The sequence below is a fragment of the Mycobacterium sp. NPDC003323 genome, assembly GCF_053589535.1.
In genome coordinates, this window is the sequence record NZ_JBSFSB010000001.1 from 1,331,590 (window position 1) to 1,356,483 (window position 24,894).

Annotated in this window: 24 protein-coding genes; 17 read left to right on the top strand and 7 right to left on the bottom strand. The window is 69.2% G+C overall.

Features of this window, described 5'->3' with window-relative positions:
• The first annotated feature begins 29 nt into the window (after nt 1-29).
• The 6 genes from ACWDUN_RS06205 to ACWDUN_RS06230 all read left to right on the top strand — a co-directional run bounded on the left by ACWDUN_RS06205 (nt 30) and on the right by ACWDUN_RS06230 (nt 6,800).
• On the top strand, nt 30-1,043 hold the full coding sequence (locus ACWDUN_RS06205) for a helix-turn-helix transcriptional regulator (protein WP_449925866.1): 1,014 nt from the start codon (nt 30-32) through the stop codon (nt 1,041-1,043).
• Nucleotides 1,040-1,981, top strand: coding sequence for a helix-turn-helix transcriptional regulator (locus tag ACWDUN_RS06210; RefSeq protein WP_449925869.1), 942 nt, complete (start codon nt 1,040-1,042; stop codon nt 1,979-1,981). The genes ACWDUN_RS06205 and ACWDUN_RS06210 overlap by 4 nt, the downstream gene beginning before the upstream one ends.
• A 30-nt stretch (nt 1,982-2,011) precedes the next feature.
• Nucleotides 2,012-2,269 carry a Sec-independent protein translocase subunit TatA gene (gene tatA / locus ACWDUN_RS06215; protein ID WP_449926319.1) on the top strand — a complete coding sequence of 86 codons (258 nt, stop codon included), beginning with the start codon at nt 2,012-2,014 and terminating at the stop codon, nt 2,267-2,269.
• Between the two features lie 81 nt (nt 2,270-2,350).
• Nucleotides 2,351-3,286 (top strand): twin-arginine translocase subunit TatC, encoded by a 936-nt coding sequence (tatC, locus tag ACWDUN_RS06220; protein WP_449925872.1) that lies wholly within the window; start codon nt 2,351-2,353, stop codon nt 3,284-3,286.
• Complete coding sequence (locus ACWDUN_RS06225; protein WP_449925875.1) at nt 3,270-6,017, top strand: DEAD/DEAH box helicase; 2,748 nt, start codon at nt 3,270-3,272, stop codon at nt 6,015-6,017. Before tatC ends, ACWDUN_RS06225 begins: the two co-directional genes overlap by 17 nt.
• 42 nt (nt 6,018-6,059) lie before the next feature.
• Nucleotides 6,060-6,800 carry a DUF4333 domain-containing protein gene (locus ACWDUN_RS06230; protein ID WP_449925878.1) on the top strand — a complete coding sequence of 247 codons (741 nt, stop codon included), beginning with the start codon at nt 6,060-6,062 and terminating at the stop codon, nt 6,798-6,800.
• A 71-nt stretch (nt 6,801-6,871) separates the two neighbouring features.
• On the opposite strand, the gene ACWDUN_RS06235 is transcribed toward ACWDUN_RS06230, so the two are convergent.
• Entirely contained in the window at nt 6,872-7,825 is a 954-nt protein-coding gene (locus tag ACWDUN_RS06235; protein ID WP_449926322.1) for a 5'-3' exonuclease, read from the bottom strand.
• A gap of 32 nt (nt 7,826-7,857) precedes the next feature.
• Here ACWDUN_RS06235 and ACWDUN_RS06240 point away from each other — a divergent pair, with 32 nt between their 5' ends.
• A complete protein-coding gene (locus tag ACWDUN_RS06240) occupies nt 7,858-9,000 on the top strand; it encodes a M24 family metallopeptidase (RefSeq protein ID WP_449925881.1) in 1,143 nt (380 codons plus the stop codon).
• A gap of 3 nt (nt 9,001-9,003) precedes the next feature.
• On the opposite strand, the gene ACWDUN_RS06245 is transcribed toward ACWDUN_RS06240, so the two are convergent.
• Nucleotides 9,004-9,417, bottom strand: coding sequence for a F420-dependent biliverdin reductase (locus tag ACWDUN_RS06245; RefSeq protein WP_449925884.1), 414 nt, complete (start codon nt 9,415-9,417; stop codon nt 9,004-9,006).
• Between the two features lie 35 nt (nt 9,418-9,452).
• Between ACWDUN_RS06245 and ACWDUN_RS06250 the strand changes: the two genes are divergently transcribed.
• From ACWDUN_RS06250 to ACWDUN_RS06265, 4 genes are read left to right on the top strand one after another with little or no spacing between them, the layout of a single operon-like run.
• Nucleotides 9,453-10,196, top strand: coding sequence for an SDR family NAD(P)-dependent oxidoreductase (locus tag ACWDUN_RS06250; RefSeq protein WP_449925887.1), 744 nt, complete (start codon nt 9,453-9,455; stop codon nt 10,194-10,196).
• Nucleotides 10,193-11,356: a precorrin-6y C5,15-methyltransferase (decarboxylating) subunit CbiE gene (gene cbiE, locus ACWDUN_RS06255; protein ID WP_449925890.1), complete on the top strand. Its 1,164-nt coding sequence runs from the start codon at nt 10,193-10,195 to the stop codon at nt 11,354-11,356. The genes ACWDUN_RS06250 and cbiE overlap by 4 nt, the downstream gene beginning before the upstream one ends.
• Nucleotides 11,353-12,108, top strand: coding sequence for a precorrin-4 C(11)-methyltransferase (gene cobM, locus ACWDUN_RS06260; protein ID WP_449925892.1), 756 nt, complete (start codon nt 11,353-11,355; stop codon nt 12,106-12,108). The genes cbiE and cobM overlap by 4 nt, the downstream gene beginning before the upstream one ends.
• Nucleotides 12,108-12,833, top strand: a complete 726-nt coding sequence (locus ACWDUN_RS06265; RefSeq protein WP_449925894.1) for a cobalt-precorrin-6A reductase — start codon at nt 12,108-12,110, stop codon at nt 12,831-12,833. Before cobM ends, ACWDUN_RS06265 begins: the two co-directional genes overlap by 1 nt.
• Here the strand turns inward: ACWDUN_RS06265 and ACWDUN_RS06270 are convergent.
• From ACWDUN_RS06270 to cobG, 4 genes are read right to left on the bottom strand one after another with little or no spacing between them, the layout of a single operon-like run.
• Complete coding sequence (locus ACWDUN_RS06270) at nt 12,830-13,870, bottom strand: phosphotransferase family protein (protein ID WP_449925897.1); 1,041 nt, start codon at nt 13,868-13,870, stop codon at nt 12,830-12,832. The genes ACWDUN_RS06265 and ACWDUN_RS06270 overlap by 4 nt on opposite strands.
• Before the next feature lie 51 nt (nt 13,871-13,921).
• Nucleotides 13,922-15,397 (bottom strand): precorrin-2 C(20)-methyltransferase, encoded by a 1,476-nt coding sequence (locus ACWDUN_RS06275; protein ID WP_449926325.1) that lies wholly within the window; start codon nt 15,395-15,397, stop codon nt 13,922-13,924.
• A gap of 28 nt (nt 15,398-15,425) precedes the next feature.
• Entirely contained in the window at nt 15,426-16,052 is a 627-nt protein-coding gene (locus ACWDUN_RS06280) for a precorrin-8X methylmutase (protein ID WP_449925900.1), read from the bottom strand.
• A 9-nt stretch (nt 16,053-16,061) separates the two neighbouring features.
• Entirely contained in the window at nt 16,062-17,189 is a 1,128-nt protein-coding gene (gene cobG / locus ACWDUN_RS06285) for a precorrin-3B synthase (protein ID WP_449925903.1), read from the bottom strand.
• Nucleotides 17,190-17,325: 136 nt separating this feature from the next.
• On the opposite strand from cobG, the gene ACWDUN_RS06290 reads away from it, so the two are divergent.
• Entirely contained in the window at nt 17,326-17,517 is a 192-nt protein-coding gene (locus ACWDUN_RS06290; RefSeq protein WP_449925906.1) for a hypothetical protein, read from the top strand.
• A 4-nt stretch (nt 17,518-17,521) separates the two neighbouring features.
• Here ACWDUN_RS06290 and ACWDUN_RS06295 read toward each other — a convergent pair whose 3' ends face one another.
• The gene (locus ACWDUN_RS06295; protein WP_449925908.1) at nt 17,522-18,463 is read right to left on the bottom strand and encodes a TauD/TfdA dioxygenase family protein; all 942 of its coding nucleotides are present in this window, start codon (nt 18,461-18,463) and stop codon (nt 17,522-17,524) included.
• Nucleotides 18,464-18,842: 379 nt separating this feature from the next.
• On the opposite strand from ACWDUN_RS06295, the gene cobN reads away from it, so the two are divergent.
• From cobN to ACWDUN_RS06320, 5 genes are all read left to right on the top strand, one after another.
• On the top strand, nt 18,843-22,436 hold the full coding sequence (gene cobN / locus ACWDUN_RS06300; RefSeq protein ID WP_449925911.1) for a cobaltochelatase subunit CobN: 3,594 nt from the start codon (nt 18,843-18,845) through the stop codon (nt 22,434-22,436).
• A 31-nt stretch (nt 22,437-22,467) separates the two neighbouring features.
• Complete coding sequence (locus ACWDUN_RS06305; RefSeq protein ID WP_449925914.1) at nt 22,468-22,851, top strand: PPOX class F420-dependent oxidoreductase; 384 nt, start codon at nt 22,468-22,470, stop codon at nt 22,849-22,851.
• Between the two features lies 1 nt (nt 22,852).
• Nucleotides 22,853-23,749, top strand: coding sequence for a formyltetrahydrofolate deformylase (gene purU, locus ACWDUN_RS06310; protein WP_449925917.1), 897 nt, complete (start codon nt 22,853-22,855; stop codon nt 23,747-23,749).
• 17 nt (nt 23,750-23,766) lie between these two features.
• Nucleotides 23,767-24,153 carry a PPOX class F420-dependent oxidoreductase gene (locus ACWDUN_RS06315; protein ID WP_449925919.1) on the top strand — a complete coding sequence of 129 codons (387 nt, stop codon included), beginning with the start codon at nt 23,767-23,769 and terminating at the stop codon, nt 24,151-24,153.
• A gap of 207 nt (nt 24,154-24,360) precedes the next feature.
• Nucleotides 24,361-24,882, top strand: coding sequence for an FxsA family protein (locus ACWDUN_RS06320; RefSeq protein WP_449925922.1), 522 nt, complete (start codon nt 24,361-24,363; stop codon nt 24,880-24,882).
• The last annotated feature ends 12 nt before the right edge of the window (nt 24,883-24,894 follow it).

Sequence of the window (24,894 nt, forward strand, 5' to 3'; positions counted from 1 at the left end):
ATCGGGCGCACACGCCCTAAGCTGCTGACGTGCCGACGTCAAAAGTCGAACGCCTGATGAATCTGGTGATCGCACTGCTGTCCACCAATTCGTACCTGACGGCCGAGAAAATCCGGAAGAGCGTCGCGGGCTACTCCGAGAGCGCCTCCGACGAGGCGTTTTCCCGGATGTTCGAACGGGACAAGAACGAGCTGCGCGATCTGGGGATCCCGCTGGAGACCGGCAAACTGTCCTCGTTCGACGCCACCGAGGGCTATCGGATCAACCGCAAGGCCTACGCGCTGCCACCGGTCGAACTGACCGCCGAGGAATCGGCCGCGGTGGCCGTGGCCACCCAGCTGTGGCAGTCGCCCGAACTGGTCACCGCCACCCAGAGTGCGCTGCTCAAGCTGCGCGCGGCCGGGGTGGACGTCGACTCCGAGGATGCCGGGGTGGCCATCACGTCGACCGCGGCGCTGCCCGGCCTGCGCGGCTCCGAGGAGGCCCTCGGCGTGCTGCTGGCGGCGACGAACTCCGGCCGGGTGGTCCAGTTCCAGCACCGCCAGACCCGCAACGACCCCTATCGGACGCGCACCCTGGAACCGTGGGGTGTCCTGACCCATCAGGGTCGCTGGTACGTCGTCGGTCACGATCGCGACCGTGCCGACACCCGGACGTTCCGGCTGTCGCGCATCGGGCCGGGTGCCAAGGCGATCGGACCGTCGGGCGCGGTGACCGTCCCCGACGGGATCGATCTGCGTGAGATCGTGCAGCGGGTGGTGGCCGACGTGCCGACCGGGGAGCAGGCCAGGGTGTGGATCGCCGAGGGCCGGGCCACCGCACTGCGCCGCCAGGCCGTCACCGCCGCACCTCTGACCTGGCGGGGACGCACAGGGGAGGAGATCACCGTGGACATCGGCATGCACGACCGGCTGGCCCGCGAGATCGCCAGCTACGGCACCGACGCGGTGGCCCTGGACCCGCCGCAGTTGCGCGATGATGTGCTGGCCCGGTTGCGGGCGCATGCGGGTAACACCTCGACCGCCGGCGAGGACCGCTCATGAACCAGGTGTCCACCCGGCTGGTCCGGCTGCTGAACATGGTGCCGTACTTCCAGGCCAATCCCCGGGTCACCCGTGACGAGGCGGCCGCCGCGCTGGGCGTGACCCGCAAACAGCTCGATGCCGATCTGGATCAGCTGTGGTTGTGCGGGCTGCCCGGCTACGGCCCCGGTGATCTCATCGACTTCGATTTCACCGGTGACACCATCGCGGTGACCTTCGCCGCCGGTGTCGACCATCCGCTGCGGCTGACCTCCACCGAGGCCACCGGCGTGCTGGTGGCGCTGCGCGCGCTGCTGGACGTGCCGGGCATGGTCGATCCGCAGGCCGCCCGCAGCGCCATCGCCAAGATCGAGTCCGCGGCGGGCACCGCCAGCGCGGCCGAACCCGTCGACGTCTGCGAACCCGTCAGCGCCACCGCGGTCCGGGACGCCACCCGCACCGGCCGGGCACTGGCACTGGAGTACCACTCGGCTTCCCACGACACCGTCTCCAGCCGCATCGTCGACCCGATCCGCGTCGTGCTCGTCAGCGACCGCAGTTATCTGGAGGCGTGGTGCCGCAGTGCGGAGGGGGTGCGGCTGTTCCGGTTCGACCGCATCGTCGACGCGCGGGTGCTCGACGAACCCTCGAACCCACCGGCGCCGGCCGTGCAGGCCGAACCGGATACCGCGCTGTTCGACGCCGATCCGTCGCTGCCGTCGGCCACGCTGCTCATCGACAAGTCCGCCGGCTGGATGTTCGACTACTACCCGCTGCGGGTGCTCACCGAGCTTCCCGACGGTGCATGTGAGGCGGCCATGACATACGCTTCTGATGAGTGGATGGCCCGCTTCGTCCTGGGTTTCGGATCGGCCGTGCGGGTGCTGAAGCCACGGGATTTGGCGGACAAGGTCCGCGAGACAGCCGCAGCCGCGGTTCGCGCGTATGAAGACGAGTAGACTCGACCACAATCTCTGGAGGTGTTTGAATTGGGCGGTCTTCAACCCTGGCACTGGCTGATCGTTATCGCAGCTTTCATCCTGCTGTTCGGTGCCAAGAAGCTCCCGGACGCGGCGCGTTCGCTGGGTAAGTCGATGCGGATCTTCAAGTCCGAGATCAAGGAGATGCAGTCCGACGGCGCCGACAAGCCGAGCACGTCGCTGCCCGAGAGCGGGACCCAGGCCACTCCGGTCAGTTCGGAGCGCGTGGACGCCCCCGAGCAGTCCAGCGACAAGCGCACGGCCTAGCCTGCCGCAGTCCCCGTCCCACCCGCGGCATCCACTGCGCCGGTGGGACGTCCCGCGCTTGCTTCGACGTTAAGGCTGCCCGTGCAGACCCCCGCAATACTCAAGAAGCTGCGTCGTCGTGCGCAGACCAATCCCGACGGCACCATGTCGCTGGTCGACCATCTGGCCGAACTGCGCAACCGGCTGCTGATCGCCGTGGCCGCGGTCGTGCTGACGACGATTCTCGGCTTCATCTGGTACACCCACGGCTTTCTGGGTTTCCACAGCCTGGGTGAATGGCTGCGCGGGCCCTACTGTGCGCTGCCGGAATCGGCGCGCGCCACCATCGCCCCGGACGGGCAGTGTCGCCTGCTCGCCACCGGCCCGTTCGACCAGTTCATGCTCCGCCTCAAGGTGGCGCTGACCGCCGGTGTGGTGTTGGCCAGCCCGGTCTGGCTGTACCAGCTGTGGGCGTTCATCACCCCCGGGCTCTACAACAAGGAGCGCCGGTTCGGCGTCGCCTTCGTCGCCGTCGGTGGGGTGCTGTTCATCGGTGGCGCGGTGCTGGCCTATGTGGTGCTGTCCACCGCGTTGAGCTTCCTGCTCACCGTCGGCAGCGATGTCCAGGTGACCGCGCTGTCCGGTGACCAGTACTTCGGCTTCCTGATCAACCTGCTGCTGGTCTTCGGTATCAGCTTCGAGTTCCCACTGCTGATCATCATGCTGAACCTGATCGGGGTGCTCACCTATGCGCGGCTCAAGGAGTGGCGCCGTGGGCTGATCTTCGCGCTGTTCGTCTTCGCCGCCTTCGCCACCCCCGGTTCGGACCCGTTCTCGATGCTCGCGCTCGCGCTCGCGCTGACCCTGCTGTTGGAGTTCGCCATCCAGATCGCCCGCATCCACGACAGGCGCAAAGCCAAGCGGGAGGCGCTCGCCGAGGTGCCCGAGGATCAGGCCGCGCCGATTCCGGCGGCCGAGCCGATCGCCCCACCGACCGCGGTGTCCTCGCAGGCACTGATCGATGACGACGCCACCTGACGCCGGACCTCAGCTGCGCAGTTTCGCCGAGCAGCTGCGGTTCGGGCTCGACGGTTTTCAGCTGCGGGCCTGCGCCGCGCTGGAGAACGGGCACGGTGTGCTGGTCTGCGCGCCGACCGGGGCCGGTAAGACGGTGGTGGGCGAGTTCGCCGTGCACCTGGCGCTGGCCGCCGGCCGCAAATGCTTCTACACCACGCCGATCAAGGCGCTGAGCAATCAGAAGCACACCGACCTGGTGCAGCGCTACGGGCCCGAGGAGATCGGCCTGCTCACCGGTGATCAGTCCATCAACGGTGACGCACCGGTGGTGGTGATGACCACCGAGGTGCTGCGTAACATGCTCTACGCGAACTCCGCTGCCCTGCAGGGGCTTTCCCATGTGGTGATGGACGAGGTGCACTTCCTGGCCGACCGGATGCGCGGCGCGGTGTGGGAGGAGGTCATCCTGCACCTGCCCGACGAGGTCCGACTCGTCAGCCTGTCCGCGACGGTGAGCAACGCCGAGGAGTTCGGCGGCTGGATCCAGACCGTGCGCGGTGACACCACGGTGGTGGTCGACGAGCACCGGCCGGTGCCGCTGTCGCAGCACATGATGGTCGGCAAGCGGTTGTTCGACCTGTTCAGCGGAAGCGACCAGGCGCTGGTGGATCGGGACCTGCTGCGCCACATCGCCCATCGGCGCGAAGCCGACCGGCTCACCGACTGGCAGCCCCGCGGCCGGGGGCGGGGCCGCCAGACCGGCCGGCCCAGCCTGAACCGACCGCCGTCACGACCCGATGTGATCGCCACGCTGGATGCCGAAGGTCTGCTGCCGGCAATCACTTTCGTGTTCTCCCGGGCCGGCTGCGACGCCGCGGTCAAGCAGTGTCTGCGCTCGCCGCTGCGGCTGACCACCGACGAGGACCGGGAGCGCATCGCACAGATCATCGACCGGCGGTGCGCGGACCTGTCGGATGCGGACCTGCAGGTGCTGGGCTACTACGAATGGCGTGAGGGCCTGCTGCGCGGGCTGGCCGCCCACCACGCGGGGATGCTCCCGGTCTTCCGGCACACCGTCGAGGAACTGTTCACCGCGGGCCTGACCAAGGCCGTGTTCGCCACCGAGACACTGGCGCTCGGCATCAACATGCCCGCCCGCACGGTGGTGCTGGAGCGGCTGGTCAAGTACAACGGCGAGCAGCACGTGCCGCTGACGCCCGGTGAGTACACCCAGTTGACGGGGCGGGCGGGTCGGCGCGGTATCGATGTGGAGGGCCATGCGGTGGTGCTTTGGCATCCCGATGACGCCGCCGCCGAACCGGCGGAGGTCGCCGGATTGGCCTCCACCCGCACCTTCCCGCTGAAGAGTTCCTTCGCGCCGTCGTACAACATGACGATCAATCTGGTGCAGCAGATGGGTCCCGAACAGGCCCGCAAGCTGCTGGAGCGATCGTTCGCGCAGTTCCAGGCCGACCGCTCGGTCGTCGGTCTGGTACGCGGACTTGCCCGCGGCGAGAAGATGCTCGCCGATCTCGCCGCCGAGATGGGCGCAGAGCCGGGCAAGAAGACCGAGCCGCCGATCCTGGAGTACGCCCGCCTGCGGGCGGCCATCTCCACCCGGGAACGCGCACAGTCACGGGCGTCTCGGCTGCAACGCCGTCGCGCCGCCGACGACGCGCTGACCGCGCTGCGCCGCGGCGACATCATCAACATCACCAGCGGACGTCGCGGTGGCCTGGCCGTGGTGCTGGAACCGGCCCGCGACAGCGAGGATCCGCGACCGCTGGTGCTCACCGAACATCGCTGGGCGGGCCGCATCTCGTCGAGTGACTACTCGGGCGGATCCGCGCTGGGGTCGATGCACCTGCCCAAACGGGTCGAGCACCGCCAGCCCCGGGTGCGCCGCGATCTGGCCTCGGCGCTGCTGTCGGCGGCGGCCGGCCTGGATGTGCCGAGCCGTCGCCGCGCCCCGCGGGGCGAACCGGATGTCGATCCCGAGCTGGCCGGGCTGCGCGACCAGCTGCGTCGCCACCCGGTGCACGGTGCCGCCGACCGCGAGACCCAGATCCGGCTGGCCGAACGGTATCTGCGTCTGGAGCGGGAGAACGAGCAGATCCGCCAGAAGGTCGCGGCGGCGACCAACTCGTTGGCGCGTACCTTCGACCGGATCCTGGTGCTGCTCTCCGAACGCGGATTCGTGGACCGCTCGGGCGACACGCCGAGGGTGACCGACGACGGTCGGCTGCTGGCGCGGATCTACAGCGAGAGCGATCTTTTGGTGGCCGAATGCCTGCGCCGTGGGGTGTGGGACGGATTGGGCCCCGCCGAGCTGGCCGGCGTGCTCTCGGCGGTGCTGTTCGAATCCCGTGGTGACGGGCCCGCACCGCAGGGCATGCAGATTCCGACCGGCAATCTGCGCAAGGCGCTGGCGGGCACCCGGCGGCTGTGGGCCGACATCCGCAGTGACGAACAGCGCCAACGCATCACACACAGCCGCGAACCCGATGACGGCTTCGTCGCCGCCATCCATCAGTGGGCGACGACGGGAGATCTGGCGTCGTCGTTGGCCGCCTCGGATGTCAACGGCAACGGATCCCCGCTGTCCGCGGGCGATTTCGTCCGGTGGTGCCGACAGGTGCTGGATCTGGCCGACCAGGTGCGCAATGCCGCACCGGCACCGGCACTGCGGACCGCGGCGAAACGCGCCATCAACGACATTCGACGAGGCGTCGTGGCAGTTGATGCAGGGTAGTGTGGCGGCGAGCGTAGACCGAGCCCGGATCAAGGAGACACGATGAGCGGACCGCAGGGATCTGACCCCACGCAGGCGTGGTCGGGTCAGCCGCCGCAGTCCGGCGGCACCCCGCCGCCGGGTGATCAACCCGCCTGGCAGCCGCCTCCCACGCCCGAGCAGCCCGCCGGCGACGCCCCGGCCTGGGGCCAGCCGCCCGCCTACCAGGCGCCGCAGTACCCGCAGTACCAGCAGCCGGGACAGCCCGCCTACGGGCAGCCGCAGCAGTACCCGCAGCCCGACCAGTACGGTCAGCAGCCGACCGGATACGCGCCGCAGTACCCGCAGTACGGACAGCAGCCGGGCCAGCCCTACGGCCAGCAGCCCCAGTACGGGCAGCCCGGCCAGTACGACCCGTCCCAGCAGTACCAGCCCTACGGCCCCACCGGTTCCGAGGAGGGCTCGAAGAAGTCGCTGGCCGTCATCGGCAGCGTCATCGGCGGGCTCGCCCTGGTGATCATCGTCGCGGTGCTGGTGCTCGGCTTCTGGAAGCCCGGTTTCTTCGTCACCACCACGCTGGACGTGGAGGCCGCCCAGACCGGGGTGCAGCAGATCCTCACCGACGAAGCCAACGGCTACGGCGCCCAGAACGTCCGCGACGTCACCTGCAACGGTGGTGTCAGCCCCGAGGTCAAGAAGGGTGACACCTTCACCTGCGAGGTCAGCATCGACGGGACCAAGCGTCAGGTCACCGTGACCTTCCAGGACGACAACGGCACCTACGAGGTCGGTCGACCGAAGTAGGTCCGCCGCGAGCGACCGCAGAGTGCGCACCGCGGCGGCGTGTCGCGGTTCCGACGCGGTCGCTCGCGCCGTCAGGGCAGTTTGTCCAGCGCCTTCTGCAACCGGGCGATCGAGGACTGCACGCCGAACTCGGTGGCCAGTTCGACCACCCGGGACGGGTCGGCGGCGGCCAGCGGTAACGCATCGGTCGCCGTGGACATGCTGACCGGCGCGTCGAGTGCCACCCGCACCACCGGTTCGGCGGCCACGATGTACTCCTGCGCGGCCAACAGCTTCTTCCGTTGTGCCGTAGGCATCTTCGACCCGGGATCGGCAGCCGCGGCCACGATGGCCGCCAGCGATCCGTGCTGGGCGAGCAGCGTCGCGGCCGTCTTCTCCCCGACACCGGCGACACCCGGCAACCCGTCGGAGGGATCCCCACGCAACAGTGCGAGTTCGGCATACGCCGGTCCGGCGCGATCCACCGGGACGCCGTAGGTCTCGGCCACCTCGGCGGGGCCGTACAGCACCGCCTTGGCCAGCCCGCGCCCGATATAGAAGACACGCACCGGGACGGGGTCGTCGCCGACGAGTTGCAGCAGATCGCGGTCGCCGCTGACCACCACCACCGGATCTTTTCGCTCGGCGGCGGCCAGCGTGCCCAGCACATCGTCGGCCTCGTACCCGGGCGCTCCCGCGGTGGCGATCCCGAAGGCGTCCAGCATCGCCATGATCATGTCGACCTGCGGGGTCAGCTCGTCGGGCACCTCTTCGATATCGGGGGTTCCGTCCGGCAGGGCCTCCTCGACGCGGTGCGCCTTGTAGGAGGGGATGCGGTCGACGCGCCACTGCGGGCGCCAGTCCAGGTCCAGGCAGACCACCAGCCGGCCGGGCCGGTGTGTGGTCACCAGGGCGGCGATGTTGTCGATGAAACCGCGCAGCGCGTTGACGGGCCGGCCATCGGGCGCGGTGATCGAGGACGGCACCCCGAAGAACGAGCGGAACCACATGCTGGCGCCGTCGAGCAGCAGGACGGGGGAGTTGATTCCGGGATCGGGCATCGCACTAGCCTATGGCCATGGCCACCGCCGCAGACACCGCCCGCTTCAGCACCGATGTCTATGCCCGACGACTGCGTGACGCCGCCGCCGGAGCCGCCGCGGCCGGGTTGGCCGCGCTCATCATCACTCCGGGTTATGACCTGCGCTATCTGCTCGGGTCACGGGCCCAGACCTTCGAACGGCTGACCGCCCTGGTGGTGCCCGCCGACGGGTCCACGCCCACGGTCGTGGTGCCGCGCCTGGAGTTGGCCGCGCTGCGCGAATCGGCGGTGCCCGAACTCGATGTGACGGTGCGTGATTGGGTCGACGGCCAGGATCCCTACGCGCTGGTGGCTCAGGCGCTCGGGGCAGGGGAGGCCATCGCGACCGCGGTCACCGATTCCATGCCCGCTCTGCACCTGCTGCCGCTGGCGGAGGTCCTCGGGCGGGTGCCGGTGCTGGCCACCGACGTGCTGCGCCAACTGCGGATGATCAAGGACCCGGCCGAGGTCGACGCGCTGCGCAAGGCGGGGGCCGCCATCGACCGGGTGCACGCCCGGGTACCCGAATTCCTGGTGCCCGGCCGCACCGAGGCCGACGTCGCCGCCGATATCGCCGAAGCCATTGTCGCCGAAGGACATTCGGAGGTGGCGTTCATCATCGTCGGCTCCGGACCCAACGGTGCCGACCCGCACCACGAATGCTCGGACCGCACCCTGGCGGCCGGCGATATCGTCGTCGTGGATATCGGCGGGCCGTATGCCCCCGGCTACAACTCCGACTGCACCCGCACCTACAGCATCGGCACCCCGGATCCGGAGGTGGCCCGCCAGTACGCGGTGCTGCAGCGCGCGCAGGCCGACGCGGTCGCCGCGGTGCGCCCCGGGATGACCGCCGAGTCGGTCGACGCCGTCGCCCGCGATGTGCTCGCCGCCGAGGGTCTGGCCGAGGTGTTCGTGCACCGGACCGGTCACGGCATCGGGCTCTCGGTGCACGAGGAGCCCTATATCGTCGCCGGCAATGACATCGTCCTGCGGCCCGGGATGGCGTTCTCCGTCGAGCCGGGGATCTATTTCGCGGGCACGTGGGGAGCGCGCATCGAGGACATCGTGATCGTCACCGAGGACGGTGTGGAGTCGGTGAACCACCGACCGCACGAACTGGTCGTCGTGCCGGTCTGACGGTCAGGACTCGCTGCGGTCCAGCAACGTCGACGAGCCGAGCACGCGCTCGATCCGAACCGTGATGACCACGCGGCGCGGATTGACCCGGGGTGTCCGGTAGCGCTGCGCGTAGCGCAGTTCGGCATCGCGGACATCATCGGGATCGCCGCTGACGGTGGCGGTTCCCTCCAGCGAGAGCCACCGGGCGCCATCGACCTGGCTGAGCACCGCGACGCCGCGCTCCTTGGCGTTGACGGCCTTCTGCGAGCCACCGGTGGTGATCACCCGGGCCAGATGCGTGGTGGGGTCGAAGGTGAAGCCGACCGCCACCACGTGCGGGGAGTTGTCACCGCGCAGGGTGGTGAGCATGGCCAGATGACGCTCGGTCAGAAATGCCAGCGCGTCATTGGTCAGTCGGGTGGTTGCCTTGCCCATCGGGGTCCACGCTAGCGCAGGACATAATCACTGCCATGGAGGACACGGGCTACGTCGTCATTTTCGGCGGTCGCAGCGAGATCGGCGTCGAGGTCGCCAAACGCTTGGCGCCAGGTCGGAAGGTGGTGCTGGCAGCGCGGCGGGCCGACGATCTGGCCGCCGAGGTGCAGGCGGTGCGGGCGGCCGGCGCCACCGAGGTGCATGTCCGCGAGTTCGACGCCGATGACATCGCCTCCCACGGCCCGCTGGTGGCCGCGCTCACCGGCGAACTCGGGCCTATCGCGACCGCGGTACTCGCGTTCGGCGTCCTCGGCGAGCAGAAACGGGCCGAGGCCGATTCCGCGCACGCCGCGGCGATCGTGCACACCGACTACGTGGCCCAGGTCAGCCTGCTCACCGAGCTGGCCACCACCATGCGCAACGTCGCGGCGGGCACCATCGTCACGTTCTCCTCGATCGCCGGTGTGCGCGTGCGTCGGGCCAATTACGTATACGGATCGGCGAAGGCCGGGCTGGACGGTTTTTGCGGGGGCCTGGCCGACGCGCTGCGCGGATCGGGCGTGCGGCTGTTGCTGGTGCGGCCCGGGTTCGTGATCGGCCGGATGACCGACGGGATGGAACCGGCACCGTTCTCCAGCACCCCGGCGCAGGTCGCCGATGCGACGGTGCGCGCCCTGAAGGGCAAACGCCGCAGCGTGTGGGTGCCGCGGCAGGTGGGCGTCATCGCCGCGGTGTTCCGGATCCTGCCCGGCCCGATCTGGCGTAGGCTGCCGCGGTGATCATCGTCGTCGGTATCGGCGCGGACGGGATGGCCGGCCTGTCGCCGGCCTCGGCCGCCGAATTACGCAGCGCACGAACCATTTTCGGCGCGCCCCGCCAACTCGACCTGCTCGACGCGTCGATCACCGGGCAGCGACGGCAATGGCCGTCACCGATGCTGGACGCACTACCGACGCTGTTCGACGGGCTCGGCACCGTGCACGTGGTTGCCTCCGGGGATCCGATGCTGCACGGGATCGGGGCCACGCTGATCCGGGTGTTCGGCGCCGAACGCGTGCGGGTCCTGCCGCACGTGTCCTCGGTGACGTTGGCCTGTGCCCGACTGGGCTGGCCGGTGCACGACACCGAGGTGATCAGTCTGGTGACCGCGGACCCGTCCACCGCGGTACGGCGCGGCGGACGCGCCGTCGTGCTCAGCCGCGACGGCACCACCGCGGCCACCCTGGCCCGCCTGCTCACCGAATCCGGCCGCGGCGATTCCGAGCTCACCGTGCTCGAGCAACTCGGCGGTCCGCAGGAGCGGATGATCCGGGCCTCGGCACACGAATTCGCCGAGCCTGTCCACGATCTCAATGTCGTGGCCGTGCGGTATCTGCCCGATCACCGCCGCGCCCATGCACTACCCGACGACGAGTTCGCCCACGACGGGCAGATCACCAAGCAGACCGTTCGGGCGGTGACCCTGGCCGCCCTGGGACCGCGGCCCGGCGAGCTGTTGTGGGATGTCGGCTCGGGTTCGGGAAGCGTTTCCGTCGAATGGTGTCGCAGCGCACCGGGCTGCCGGGCGGTGGCCTTTGAGCGAGATGAGCAGCGACGAGATCGGATCGCGGCCAACGCCGACGCTTTCGGCGCCCGGGTCGACGTGCAGGCCGACGCTCCCGGCGCCTTCGGCAACGTGGCACCCCCGGCGGTGATCTTCGTCGGCGGCGGGGTCACCCAGCCCAGCCTGCTGCAGGCCTGTGTCGACCATCTGCCCTCCGGTGGCAGGCTGGTGGCCAACGCCGTCACGGTGGAATCGGAAGCCTTCTTGGCGCAGTGGTATTCGGAGAGAGGTGGCGAGTTGCGACGCTTCCAGCACTATCAGGGTGGCGCCGTGGGCGGCTTCACCGCGTGGCGTCCCGCGCTGCCGGTGACCCAGTGGGCGTGGGTGAAACAGTGACCGTATTTTTCATCGGCGCCGGCCCCGGCGCGGCGGATCTGATCACCGTGCGTGGACAGCGGTTGCTCGGCCGATGCCCGGTGTGCCTGTACGCGGGGTCGATCATGCCGCGGGATCTGTTGGCGCACTGTCCCGATGATGCGCGGATCGTCGACACCGGGCCGCTGACACTCGATCAGATCATCGACGAGATCGTCGCCGCCGATGCCGCCGGTCACGACGTGGCGCGCCTGCATTCGGGGGATCCGTCGCTCTATTCGGCGCTGGCCGAACAGTGCCGGCGGCTCGACGCGCTGGGCATCGACTATGAGGTGGTGCCCGGGGTGCCCGCCTTCGCGGCCGCCGCGGCGGCGCTGGGCCGCGAGCTGACGGTGCCCGGGGTGTCGCAGACGGTGACGCTCAGCCGGGTCGCCACCCTGTCCACGGCCATGCCGGAGAAGGAATCGCTGGCCGCGCTGGCGGCGCCGGGTGCGACCCTGGTCCTGCATCTGGCCGCCGCGCAGGCCGAGATGATCGTCGCCGAGCTGACCTCCGGCGGCTACCGGCCCGACACCCCGTGCGCCGTGGTGGCGTATGCCAGTTGGCCATCGGAACAGGTGCTGCGGTGCCCGCTGGGACAGCTGGCCGAACAGTTGCGTGCGGCCGGGATCACCAAGACCGCGGTGATCATCGTCGGCGACGTATTGGCCGCCGAAGGGTTCACCGACAGTTATCTGTACTCCGCGGGCCGGCGACGCGGGAGCCGGCACTAGTGCGGGTCCTACTGCTCGGGGGCACCGCCGAGGCCCGTGCGCTGGCCGCCCGGTTGCACCCTGAGGTGCCGGTGATCAGCTCGCTGGCCGGAAGGGTGCCCGACCCGGCGCTGCCCGTCGGCGAGGTCCGCATCGGCGGTTTCGGTGGGCCGGACGGTCTGGCGAGGTGGTTGGGCGACAACGGTATCTCCGCGGTGATCGACGCGACCCACCCCTTCGCGGCCACCATCACCGCCAACGCGGCACGGGCGGCGATTCGACTGGACCTGCCCCATGTGGTGTTGGCGCGGCCGGCCTGGCCGCATGACGGTGCGATCGTGGTCGATTCCGATACCGCTGCCGCGCAGGTGGTCACCCGCAGAGGTTTTCACCGGGTGTTCCTGACCACCGGCCGCTCGGGTACGGCGGCCTTCCGCGATGTCGACGCGTGGTTTCTGATCCGGGCTGTCACCGCGCCCGATATCGATCTGCTCCCGCAGCGACACAGCCTGCTGCTCTCCCGGGGCCCCTACCATCTCGAGGGTGAGCTGGACCTGCTGCGCCGCAACGATATCGACGCGCTGGTGACCAAGAACAGCGGCGGATCGATGACGCACGCCAAGCTCGACGCCGCCGCCCGGGCGGGTGTGCCGGTGATCATGGTCGACCGTCCGGCGCTGCCGGCCGGCGTCACCACCGTGCACACCGTCGACGCGGCGGTCGACTGGTTGCGCGCGCTGGCTTAGATCAGTTCCAGGGTGCCCAATTCGCGGATCGCCCGGCAGGACCGTTTTGCCATGGCCAACATCATGTCGTCGCCGCGGTCGGTGGAGGTGGCGAACGCGACGCCGAACGCGATGATCAGCGGGGCCTGCACCATGCCCAGACAGTAGTCACGCCAACAGGTTTCGACGTCGTAGTCCACGACACCCAAAGCCACCAGCCCGGCGTGGTACTCGGCGACCAGATCACGTTCGGTGGCCGCGCGCAGCTCGGGTTCCAGGCTGGTTCCGGTGAAATAGGCCAGATCGCGGGCGGGCAGTCCGGCGCCGAGGGTCTGCCAGTCGACGATGGTCACCGCGGTGCGCTCCGGATCGAAGAGCATGTTGTCCAGTCGGTAGTCGCCGTGCAGCAGGGCATACCGGTCGGGTTCGGTGAGCAACCACGGTGTCACCATCGCCATCGCGGCGGCCAGGGTGGCGCGGTCATCGGCGCTCATCCGGTCACCGAGGCGCTCGAGGGTGATCTCGGTGGCCATCTTGGCCACATCGCCCATGCCGGCGGCCATCGCGGCGTCCGGCTTGGGCATGGCGATCCCGGGAAAATCGGTGAGCGCGGGGTCACACCAACTCGGCGCGTGCAGACCGGCGAGTGCGCGGACCGCCAGCGAGGCCTCGGTGGCGGTGCAGCCGGCGATCTGGTCACCCTGTACGGCGGGGGCCATATCGGCCAGCAACAACACGAAATCCGCACCGTCGCCGTCGATCTCGCAGTGGAAGTTGCGGGGGATGGGCACCTGCAGCCGGTCGGCCACCTGGGTGTAGAAGGCATGCTCGCAGCGATACCCGATGGCGACGCGGTCACGCACGGTGTCGTCCTGGGACGGCAACTTGAGGGCGAAGGTGCCCGGCAATTCGGCCTCGGTGCCGTAGCCGACCGTCAACCGATAGGTCGCACCGGTCTGACCGGTTCCGATCGGGACGGTGTCGACGCTGCTGACCTGCACGTCGAGCACACCGGTCAGCCAGTCCGCCGTCACGTCATCGGGAGTACGCGGGATCACGTGCGGACAGTAAACCCGATGCTGACGCGTGTCAACGATCCTCGACAGGCGTCAGCCGGGGTACGTCCGCGGTGTGAAGACGATGTCGCCGTGCGTCCGGGTCTGCGACGACCCGATGATCAACAGGCAGCGCATGTCCACCTCGCCGGGGTCGAGATCGCCGAGTGTCACCACCCGCACGGTCTCGTTCGGTCCCGCCACATCGCGCCCGATCACCACCGGTGTCTCGGGGGACCGGTGCTCCAACAACAGGTCACGCATGGCACCGACCTGCCAGGTCCTGGTCTTCGACGCCGGGTTGTACACGGCGATCGCCAGATCCGCGGCGGCCGCGGCGCTGATCCGCTTGGCGATGATGTCCCACGGTTTGAGCCGATCCGACAGTGAGATCACCGCGTAGTCGTGGCCCAACGGAGCACCGACGCGACTGGCGACGGCATTGGCGGCCGTCATCGCAGGGATGACCCGGACCGGGACGTCGGGCCAGTGCACCGCCTCCTCGAGCACGGCCGTGGCCATCGCGAAAACCCCCGGATCACCGGAGGACACCACGACCACCGACCGGCCCTGAGTGGCCAGTTCGCAGGCGAGTCTGGCGCGCGCCGGTTCGTCGGTGTTGTCACTGGGATGGCGGGTCTGCCCGGTGCGGGTGCCGACCCGGTCCAGGTAGGGGAAGTAGCCGATCAGGTCGGTGGCCGCGGCCAACTCGCGGCGCGCCTGCGGGGTGATCCAATCCAGGTCACCGGGACCCAGGCCCACCACTGCGACGCCGCCCTTCGAGGCGACCGAAGACGGGCCCGGGCGCAGCGCGGCCTCGCCGGGCAGCATGACGATGGAGAAGTACGGCACCGAGTCCTCGTCGACATCGGCGGCCGGCAGCACCCGTTGCCGGTCGGTGCTGGCCCGCTCCACATAGAACGCCCGGTCCAGGCGGTGGGTCTCCGAAAGCGCTTGGCGTACTTCCGAGAAGGATTTGCCCAGCTTCATGATCACCGCGGCGTCGGTGTCGGCCAGCCGCCGGGTCAGCTCGGCCGCGGGCAGGGTGCCGGGCAGGATGGTGAGCACCTCGTCGCCCTGGACCAGTGGGGTGCCGCTGGCGGCGGAGGCGGCGCTCACCGACGTCACACCGGGCACGATGACGGCGTCGAACCGCTCGGTCAGCCGGGTGTGCATGTGCATGTAGGAGCTGTAGAACAGCGGATCACCCTCGGCCAGCAGCGCCACATCACGTCCGGCGCTCAGGTGCACGGCGATGCGTTCGGCGGCCTCGGCGTAGAAATCCTCCATTGCCCCGGCATAACCGCCGGGGTGATCGGTGGTCTCGGTGGTCACCGGATAGACCAGGTGCTCCTCGATCTGTCCCGCGCGCAGATACGGTTCGGCGATCCGCCGCGCGATACTGCGCCCGTGCCGGGCGCTGTGATAGGCCACCACGTCGGCCTCACCGATCAGCCGGGCCGCCTTGACGGTCACCAGTTCCGGATCGCCGGGTCCCAGACCGACGCCGTAGAGCGTGCCTTTGGCCATCTCGGGCTGATCGTTCATTCGGCAAGCCTCATTCCTGTTCGCTCGCAATCGCATTCACCGCGGCCGCCGCCATCGCGCTACCGCCGCGCCGGCCGGTCACCACCAGATAGGACATCCCCCGTGGACGGGCTGTCAGCTCGTCCTTGGACTGGGCCGAACCCACGAATCCGACCGGTCCGCCCAGCACGGCGGCCGGGACGGGAGCCCCCTCGTCCAACAGTTCGAGCAGGCGGAACAGCGCCGTCGGCGCGTTGCCGATGGCCAGTACCGCCCCGCCGAGGCGGTCGGCCCAGATGTCCACGCCGGCCGCGGACCGGGTGCTGCCCAGGCGTTCGGCCACCTCGGCGGCACGCGGGTCGGCGACCAGGGAGACCACCTCGTTCTGCGCGGGCAACCGGGATCTGGTGATGCCCGCCGCCACCATCGACGAATCGCAGAGCACCGGCGCGCCCGCGGCCAGGGCTGCGTGCGCGCGTGCCACGGCATCGGGTGTGAACGCGACGTGTTCGGTGACATCGGTCTGGCCGCAGGTGTGGATCAACCGGACGACGACCCGGGCGATATCGGCGGGAAACCGCGTCAGGTCGGCCTCGGCGCGGATCGTCGCGAAGGACTCACGGTAGATCTCCGCGGCATCGCGGGTGTATTCGAGCACCCGCATACCCTACGGGTGCCGCGGTCGGTATCCGTTCCCGGACGCCACCAGAACCCGCGCGCCGGGCGGAGCGCCGCAGCCACGTTCGCATCCGACGAAATGCCGGTGACCTGAGCCGTCGACGACGCCGAGTCCGGCGGCCCGTGTCGCGTCGGCACGCACATCACTGCGCGACCGTTCGCAGCCCGGACTGCCCGCGCAGGCGCTGATGCTCAACCACGGTGAGTTCTCGTCGAAAACCAGGCCCAGGGGCGCCAGCACGCGCAGAGCGGTATCGGCGACCCCCTCGAACAGATCACACACCAGGATCGACCGCCACGGCGTGACCACCAGCGGTGCCTCGATGGCGGCCAGGAACTCGGCCGTCCGGGCCGGCAACACGCCCAGTGGCACCACCGCGGCCAGCGTCACCCGGTCGTCGTCGGCCTGCGGGATCCACCCCACCGGGCCGCGGGTGCTGTCGGTGACCGCCAACCGGTCCTCGACCGCGACATCGTCGGAGAATCCCGCGAGCAACTCCGCGGTGTCGTCGAGTTCGACCACCCGCCAGCGTTTGCCTCGTCGCTGCTGGAAGCGCCTGGCGATCTCGATCAGTGCGGGCACCGCCCGGTCGGGGTCCAGCCGAATCCCGGTGTCGGTGCCGGCCAGCAGCAGCGCCACACCGGCGTCGGTGACCTGCAGGCCGACGTCGGCGTGCAGACCGGACACGTCTCCGCGTCCGTCGTCGAGGGAGAACCAGAATCGCCCGGGCAACTGCGCCAACGCCGGATCGCGTTGCAGCCCTTCGTCGAGATCACCGACCCAGCCGCGGACGTCGGCGAGGCCGCCGGAGCGTCCCGACAGCGGCGACGCCACGATATTGCGGACCCGTTCGTGTTGCGGGGAGGGCAACAGGCCCGCCGCGGCCACGGTCTCGGCGACCCGCACCGGGTCGGTGACGCCGCGGATCTGCAGACTGCCGCGCGACGTGAGTTCGAGCGATCCGTTGCCGTGTCCGGCCGCCGCGTGCGCCAGTTTCTCCAGGGCCGTCGCGGTCAGGAGTCCGCCCGGCAGACGTACCCGCACCAGCGCACCGTCGGCCGCCTGATGGACCTGCAGGGCGCCGGGACAGGCGTCCTGATCGCGGGTTCGGCTCACGTGCTCACCGTACTGCTCTGGTGTCTCACCCGTCGCTGCGCAGCCGACGAAAACAGGTACCGGTCTACGTGCGAGCCGACGCCGGGCGACTCCTAACTTTTCTCCCATGGGGCGGGACTGAGGGTTGGAGGGACGAATGACCAGTCTGACGCTGCACTGGATGCACGTGCCGCAGGTGCCGCATCCGGATCTGCACCGGATCGCCGACGCCGCCCACGCGTGGCAGCACAGGGCGCATCACCTGTTCGAGGCCGAGCAGAGACACGAATGCACGCGCTACGAGTTCTTGGAGGACGCGCTGTTGGCCCGCGAGATACGCCGGTTGTGACCGTTCAACCGGCCCACTGTCGACCGACGGGCGCCGCATCGGCGATCCCGGAGTAGCGCGACGCGTCACCGGCGATGACACGGCTTGGGTTTCCCCTCACGTCGACGGGGATGTCGCCGGCCAGGGTCACCCGGCTGAGCCGGCGGAACTGATCGTCGTAATCGGATACCGCATAGTGCTGGGTCGCCCGGTTGTCCCAGATGGCCAGGTCACCCAGCCGCCAATTCCATCGGACGGTGTTCTCCAGGCGGGTGATCCGCTTCTGCAGCAGGTCGAACAGGGCCGCAGACTCGGCGGACCCCAGCCCCACGAAGCGCTTGACGAAGTGTCCGAGCAGCAGGACGGGTTCACCGGTCTCGGGGTGCACGCGGACCACGGGATGCTCGGTCTCGAAGTACTCGGACTCGAATTCGCTCCGGTGCTCGCGGACGGTGTCGCTGAGTAGTTCGTGCCGGCCGTCATAGTCGGCGGCGTAGTCGTAGGTGTTGGTGTGCACGGCCCACAGGTCCTCGGCCAGCGCCCGCAGCGGCTGCGGCAACTGCTGGTATGCGACCTGTGTATTGGCCCACACCGTGGTGCCGCCGTACGAAGGCAGGGTGACCGCTCGCAGTAGTGAGGCCTTGGGGATACGGTCGACGAAGGTGACATCGGTGTGCCAGCTGTTGGCCTTGTCATACCGCGAATCGATGGGCAGTACCCGCGCACCGCGAGACAGCACCGTCGGGTGCGCAGCCGTTGTGATGCCGAACCGCCGTGCAAAGGCCAGTTGCCCGTCGTCATCGAGGTGGTGCTGGTCGCGGAAGAAGATGACCTTGTGTGTCAGCAACGCGCGGTTGAGGGCGGCGACGGTGGCTCCGTCGAGGTCATCCCCGACGCGCACACCGTTGATCCGGGCACCGATCTGCGCACCGAGTTTCACGACATCCACTGAAGGCAGAAAGCTCATACCCCTAGTGGGCCAGCCGTCCGCGGCGCCGCCAACGGTTTGATGCGTCGCGATTGCAATCGTGATAAGCCCACGTCGCGGCGGCGTGCGATCGCCTGATGTGAAGTACGTCACAGCGCGAACGAGGCTGTCTCCTCACGCACAGGACCAACTTTTCACCGGGCGCGGGCGCTACCTTCAGAACAGCCGAGCGGTACCGCCGGTACCCCATAGGAAAGGAGGCGACGAAATGGCTTCACTCATCGCCATCGGACTGGGCGTGACCCTCGTGGTCGCCGCGATCGCCACCCCGTACCGGGACTCCTGGTATGGCCGCTGGAGTCGCTCCGAACACTGACCGGCCCACCACGCAGCGCGCGCGGTGGGGCAGGATTGAGCAGTGCCGACCGTACTGCTGCTCTCGACGTCCGATACCGATCTGATCACCGCGCGCGCCAGTGGTGCCGGCTATCGCTGGGCCAACCCCTCCCGGTTACTCGAGGACGACCTGCAGCGCGAACTCGGTGAACTGCTCGACGGCGTCGACATCGCGGTGGTGCGGATCCTCGGCGGCTACCGCGCCTGGCAGCACGGTATCGACGCCGTGGTGGCCAGCGGTGTGCCCACCGTGGTGCTCTCCGGCGAACAGGCTCCCGACGCCGAACTGATGCGCTACTCGACGGTCCCGGCCGGAGTCGCGCTGGAGGCGCACGTCTATCTGGCGCAGGGCGGCACCGCCAACCTGCGCGGCCTGCACGCCTTCCTCAGCGACAACCTGCTGATGACCGGCGAGGTCTTCGACCCGCCCATCGCGATCCCGAATTGGGGTGTGCTGCACCGGGATCGACACGTGGCAGACGACGCGCCGACGATCGCGGTGCTGTACTACCGGGCTCAGCACTTGGCCGGCAACACCGGATACATCGAGGCGCTGTGCGACGCCATCGACGCCGCGGGCGCTCTCGCACTGCCGGTGTACTGCGCCTCACTGCGCACCGCCGAACCCGAGCTGCTGGAACTGTTGGCCACGGCCGACACCCTGATCACCACGGTGCTGGCCGCCGGCGGGGCGACGCCGGCCGGTGTCACCGCGGGCGGCACCGACGACGCCTGGAACGTCGCGCACCTGGCGGCGCTGGATGTGCCGATCCTGCAGGGCCTGTGCCTGACCAGTTCCCGCGCCAAGTGGTCGGAGAACGACGACGGCCTGTCCCCGCTGGACGTCGCCACCCAGGTGGCGGTGCCCGAGTTCGACGGCCGCATCATCACGGTCCCGTTCTCCTTCAAGGAGATCGATGACGAAGGGCTGATCACCTATGCGGCCGACCCCGAACGGTGTGCCCGGGTCGCGGGGCTGGCCGTGCGGCACGCCCGGCTGCGCCGCATCGCCCCGGCCGACAAGCGGGTGGCGCTGGTCTTCTCGGCATACCCCACCAAACATGCCCGCATCGGCAACGCGGTCGGCCTGGACACCCCGGCCAGCGCGGTGGCGCTGCTGCGCGCCCTGCGTGATCACGGTGTCGACATCGGCGAGGTGCCCGGCGTCGACTCCGGTGATGGGGACGCCCTGGTGCACGCGCTCATCGAGCGCGGGGGACAGGATCCGGACTGGCTCACCGAGGAGTCGCTGGCGGGCAACCCGATCCGCGTCTCCGCGGCGGACTACCGGGCCTGGTTCGCCACCCTGCCCGCCGACTTCGCCGATGCGGTGGTGCAGCACTGGGGACCGCCGCCGGGCGAGCTCTTCGTCGACCGCAGCCAGGATCCGGATGGCGAGATCGTCATCGCCGCAATGCAATCCGGCAACACCGTGATCCTGGTCCAGCCGCCGCGCGGTTTCGGCGAGAACCCGGTGGCGATCTATCACGATCCGGACCTGCCGCCCAGCCACCACTACCTGGCGGCCTACCGGTGGCTCGATGACAGCTTCTCCAACAGCTTCGGCGCCGACGTCGTCGTCCACCTGGGCAAGCACGGCAACTTGGAGTGGCTGCCCGGCAAGACGCTCGGCATGAGCGCCGAATGCGGCACCGACGCCGCCCTGGGCGATCTCCCGTTGATCTACCCGTTCCTGGTCAACGATCCCGGCGAGGGCACCCAGGCCAAGCGCCGCGCCCACGCCACCCTGGTCGACCACCTGATCCCGCCGATGGCCCGCGCCGAGACCTACGGTGATATCGCGCGTCTGGAGCAGTTGCTCGACGAGCACTCCAACGTCTCCGCGCTGGACCCTGCCAAGCTGCCGGCCATCCGCCAGCAGATCTGGACGCTGATGCGCGCGGCGAAGATGGACCACGACCTGGGTCTGCAGGACCGCCCGGACGAGGACTCCTTCGACGACATGCTGCTGCACGTCGACGGCTGGCTGTGCGAGATCAAGGACGTCCAGATCCGCGACGGACTGCACATCCTCGGGCTGGCGCCGCACGGGGAGTCAGAACTCGATCTGGTGCTGGCCATCCTGCGCGCCCGCCAGCTGTTCGGCGGTGAACAGACCGTGCCCGGCCTGCGCCAGGCCCTCGGGCTCGCCGAGGACGGCGCCGACGAGCGCGCGAGCGTCGATGCCGCCGAGGAGGCCGCCCGCGCGCTGGTGGCCGGTCTGCAGGACAGCGGCTGGGATGCCGGCGCGGTCGACGGCCTGACCGACGACCCGGTGGTCGCTCAGATCCTGCGGTTCGCGGCCACCGAGGTGGTTCCGCGGTTGCGCGCCACCGCGGGCGAGATCGAGGCCGTGCTCAAGGCGATCGATGGCCACTACATCCCGGCAGGCCCGTCCGGATCGCCGCTGCGCGGCCTGGTCAACGTGTTGCCGACCGGTCGCAACTTCTACTCGGTGGACCCCAAGGCGGTGCCCTCTCGGCTGGCCTGGGAAACCGGTGTGGCGCTGGCCGATTCGCTGCTGGAGCGGTACCGCTCAGAGAACGGCGAGTGGCCCCGATCGGTCGGCCTGTCGGTGTGGGGGACCTCGGCGATGCGCACCGCCGGCGACGACATCGCCGAGGTGCTGGCCCTGCTCGGGGTGCGACCCCGCTGGGATGATGCGTCCCGCCGCGTGGTCGACCTGGCGGCGATCCCGCTCGAGGAGCTGGGCCGGCCCCGCATCGACGTGACGGTGCGCATCTCCGGATTCTTCCGCGACGCCTTCCCACACGTGGTGACGATGCTCGACGATGCCGTGGCCCTGGTGGCGGCCCTCGACGAGGCCCCCGAGGACAACTACGTGCGCGCCCACTCGCTGACCGACCTGGCCGAGCACGGTGACCAACGCCGCAGCACCACACGGATCTTCGGCTCGAAGCCGGGCACCTATGGCGCCGGTCTGCTGCAGCTGATCGACAGCCGTAACTGGCGCGATGACGCCGATCTGGCCCAGGTGTACACCGCCTGGGGCGGATACGCCTACGGGCGCGGACTGGACGGCGCCCCGGCCACCGACGACATGAACCGCGCCTATCGCCGAATCGTGGTCGCGGCCAAGAACACCGACACCCGCGAACACGATATCGCCGACTCCGATGACTACTTCCAGTATCACGGCGGCATGATCGCCACGGTCCGGGCGCTCACCGGCAAGGACCCGGCCGCCTACATCGGTGACAACACCCGCCCCGATGCGGTGCGCACCCGGACCCTGAGCGAGGAGACCACCCGTGTGTTCCGCGCCCGAGTGGTCAACCCGCGGTGGATCAACGCGATGCGCCGACACGGCTACAAGGGCGCCTTCGAGATGGCCGCGACCGTGGACTACCTGTTCGGGTACGACGCCACCGCACACGTCATGTCCGACTGGATGTACGAGCAGCTGAGCCAGAGCTATGTGCTGGACGCCGAGAACCGCAAGTTCATGAACGAATCCAATCCCTGGGCGCTGCACGGTATGGCCGAGCGACTGTTGGAGGCCGCCGGCCGCGGCATGTGGGCACAACCGGAGACCGCCACGTTGGACGGTCTCAAGCAGGTGCTGTTGGAGACCGAGGGCGAGCTGGAAGGCTGAAACACCGCTGGATGACATTAGGATTCAGCTCATGTCTCTCACCTTCGCCGATGTCGCCAAGGCCGACTACGTCCTGCTGACCACCTTCACCAAGGACGGGCGGCCCAAGCCCACCGCCGTGTGGGCCGTGCCCGAAGGTGACCGGCTCCTGGTGCTGACCCAGGCCGGCGCCTGGAAGGTCAAGCGCATCCGCAACACCCCGCGGGTGACGGTGGCGGTGTGTGACCGGCGCGGCAACCCGAAGAGCGAACCCGTGGAGGCCGCTGCGGCGATCCTCGACGAGGATGCGCTGCGCCGGACCTACGACGGGATCGGCAAGCGCTACGGCTTGATCGGCAAGGTGTTCAACCTGTTCTCCAAACTGCGCGGCGGCATGAAGAACAACCTCGCGCTGGAGCTCCGCGCGGCCGCCTGAGATGACCGGCAGCCACCCGGCGGGAACGGCGACAGCCAGCCGCTACAAGGACATCGGCCGACTGCTGCTGCGCTGCCCGGACCACAGCGGGATCATCGCCGCGGTCACGACATTCCTCACCGAGGCCGGCGCCAACATCATCTCCCTGGACCAGCACTCCACCCAGCCCGAGGACGGAACCTTCCTGCAGCGCACCGTGTTCCACCTGCCAGGGCTGGCGGCTGCCGGACCGGAACTGGAACGCGAGTTCGCCGCGCGGATCGCTCCGGCCTTCGACATCGACTACCGCTTCACCGATGCCGCCAAGCCCAAACGCGTCGCGATCCTGGCCTCCACGGCCGATCATTGCCTGCTCGATCTGTTGTGGCGCAACCGGCGCGGTGAACTCGACATGACGGTGGCCATGGTGATCGCCAACCATCCCGACCTGGCCGATCAGGTACGGCCGTTCGGGGTGCCGTTCGTCTACATACCCGCCACCCGCGACACCCGCGCCGAGGCCGAGGCCCGCCAGCTCGAATTACTGCGCGGCAATGTCGATCTGGTGGTGCTGGCCCGGTACATGCAGATCGTCACACCCGAATTCCTGGCTGACGTCGGGTGTCCGTTGATCAACATCCACCACTCGTTCCTGCCCGCGTTCATCGGCGCCAACACCTACCGGCGCGCCAAGGAACGGGGAGTGAAACTGGTCGGTGCGACGGCGCACTATGTCACCGAGAACCTCGACGAAGGCCCGATCATCGAACAGGACGTCGTGCGGGTCGACCACACGCACACCGTCGAGGATCTGGTGCGCCTGGGCGCCGACGTCGAGCGCGCGGTGTTGTCACGCGCGGTGTTGTGGCACTGCCAGGACCGCGTCGTGCGGCATGGCGGCGAGACCGTCATCTTCTGACGTGGTGAACTCAGCGCATGGCTCCGAGTTTCGAAGATGTCTACCGCGAGAAGTACCTGCTGCTGACGACCTTCACCAAGGACGGACGGCCCAAGCCGACCCCGGTGTGGGGCGTGCCCCATGACGGCAAGCTGCTGATCAGTACCGACGACGGGTCGTGGAAGACCAAACGGATCAACAACACACCCCGGGTCACCATCCAGAAGTGCGGCGTCCTGGGCAAGGTCAAGGGGGAGCCGGTCGAGGCGGTGGCCCGTAACCTGCCCAAATCCGAGACCCGGCGGGTCTTCGACATGGTGACCCGCCGCTACTGGTGGCACGCGTGGTGGTGGATTCCGCAGGCCCTCATCCGGGGCGGGGTGGACAAGGTGCACGCCGCCATCGAGGTCCGCCCGGTCGACTGAGCCCGCGACGCGGCCTACCTGGCCTCAGTCTCGTTGCCGATCCCGGCGGGCGGCTGAGTTCAGGCAGGACTCCGGAGCCTTTCTGCCTACCTCGCTTCAGCGTCGTCGCACCCCGGCCATCGAGACTGAAACGTGGTAGCCGCAGCGGGTGCTTCTGCAGTCCTGCGCAGTACGGAACCCGAGAACCGCGCCACACGTTGTCCGGATATGGCAAAGCGCTTGTTCGGTGTCTACCTGCTCGTCGAGCTGGCGGTGGTGGCCGCGCTGATCGCCACCATCGGGTTCGGCTGGACCGTGCTGGCGGTGATGGTCACCTTCGTGGTGGGCCTGGCGCTGGCCGGTTCGCAGATCGCCCGGCACCTGGCCCGGCTGCAGACCGCGCTGAATGCACGCTCGGCATCCGGTGCGCTGGCCACCGACAGCGCCCTGGTGGCTCTCGGCGCGGTGCTTGTCGTCATCCCGGGTCTGGCCAGTTCGGTGCTGGGGGCGCTGTTGTTGCTGCCGCCGACGCGCCGGATCGCCCGGCCGGTCGCCACGGCGCTGGTGGGTCGCCGGCTGGCGGCGACACCGCTGGTGATGACCTACCCCGCCGCGTTCGGACCGCAGCAGGCCCGCCCCGCCGGCGACTACGTCGACGGTGAGGTGATCGACGTGGTCGACGTCGACAGCCCCGACAATCACCGGCCCGATCCGACGGCGCTGGAACACCGGATCAACCGGGCCGATTAACCTGTCACTTTC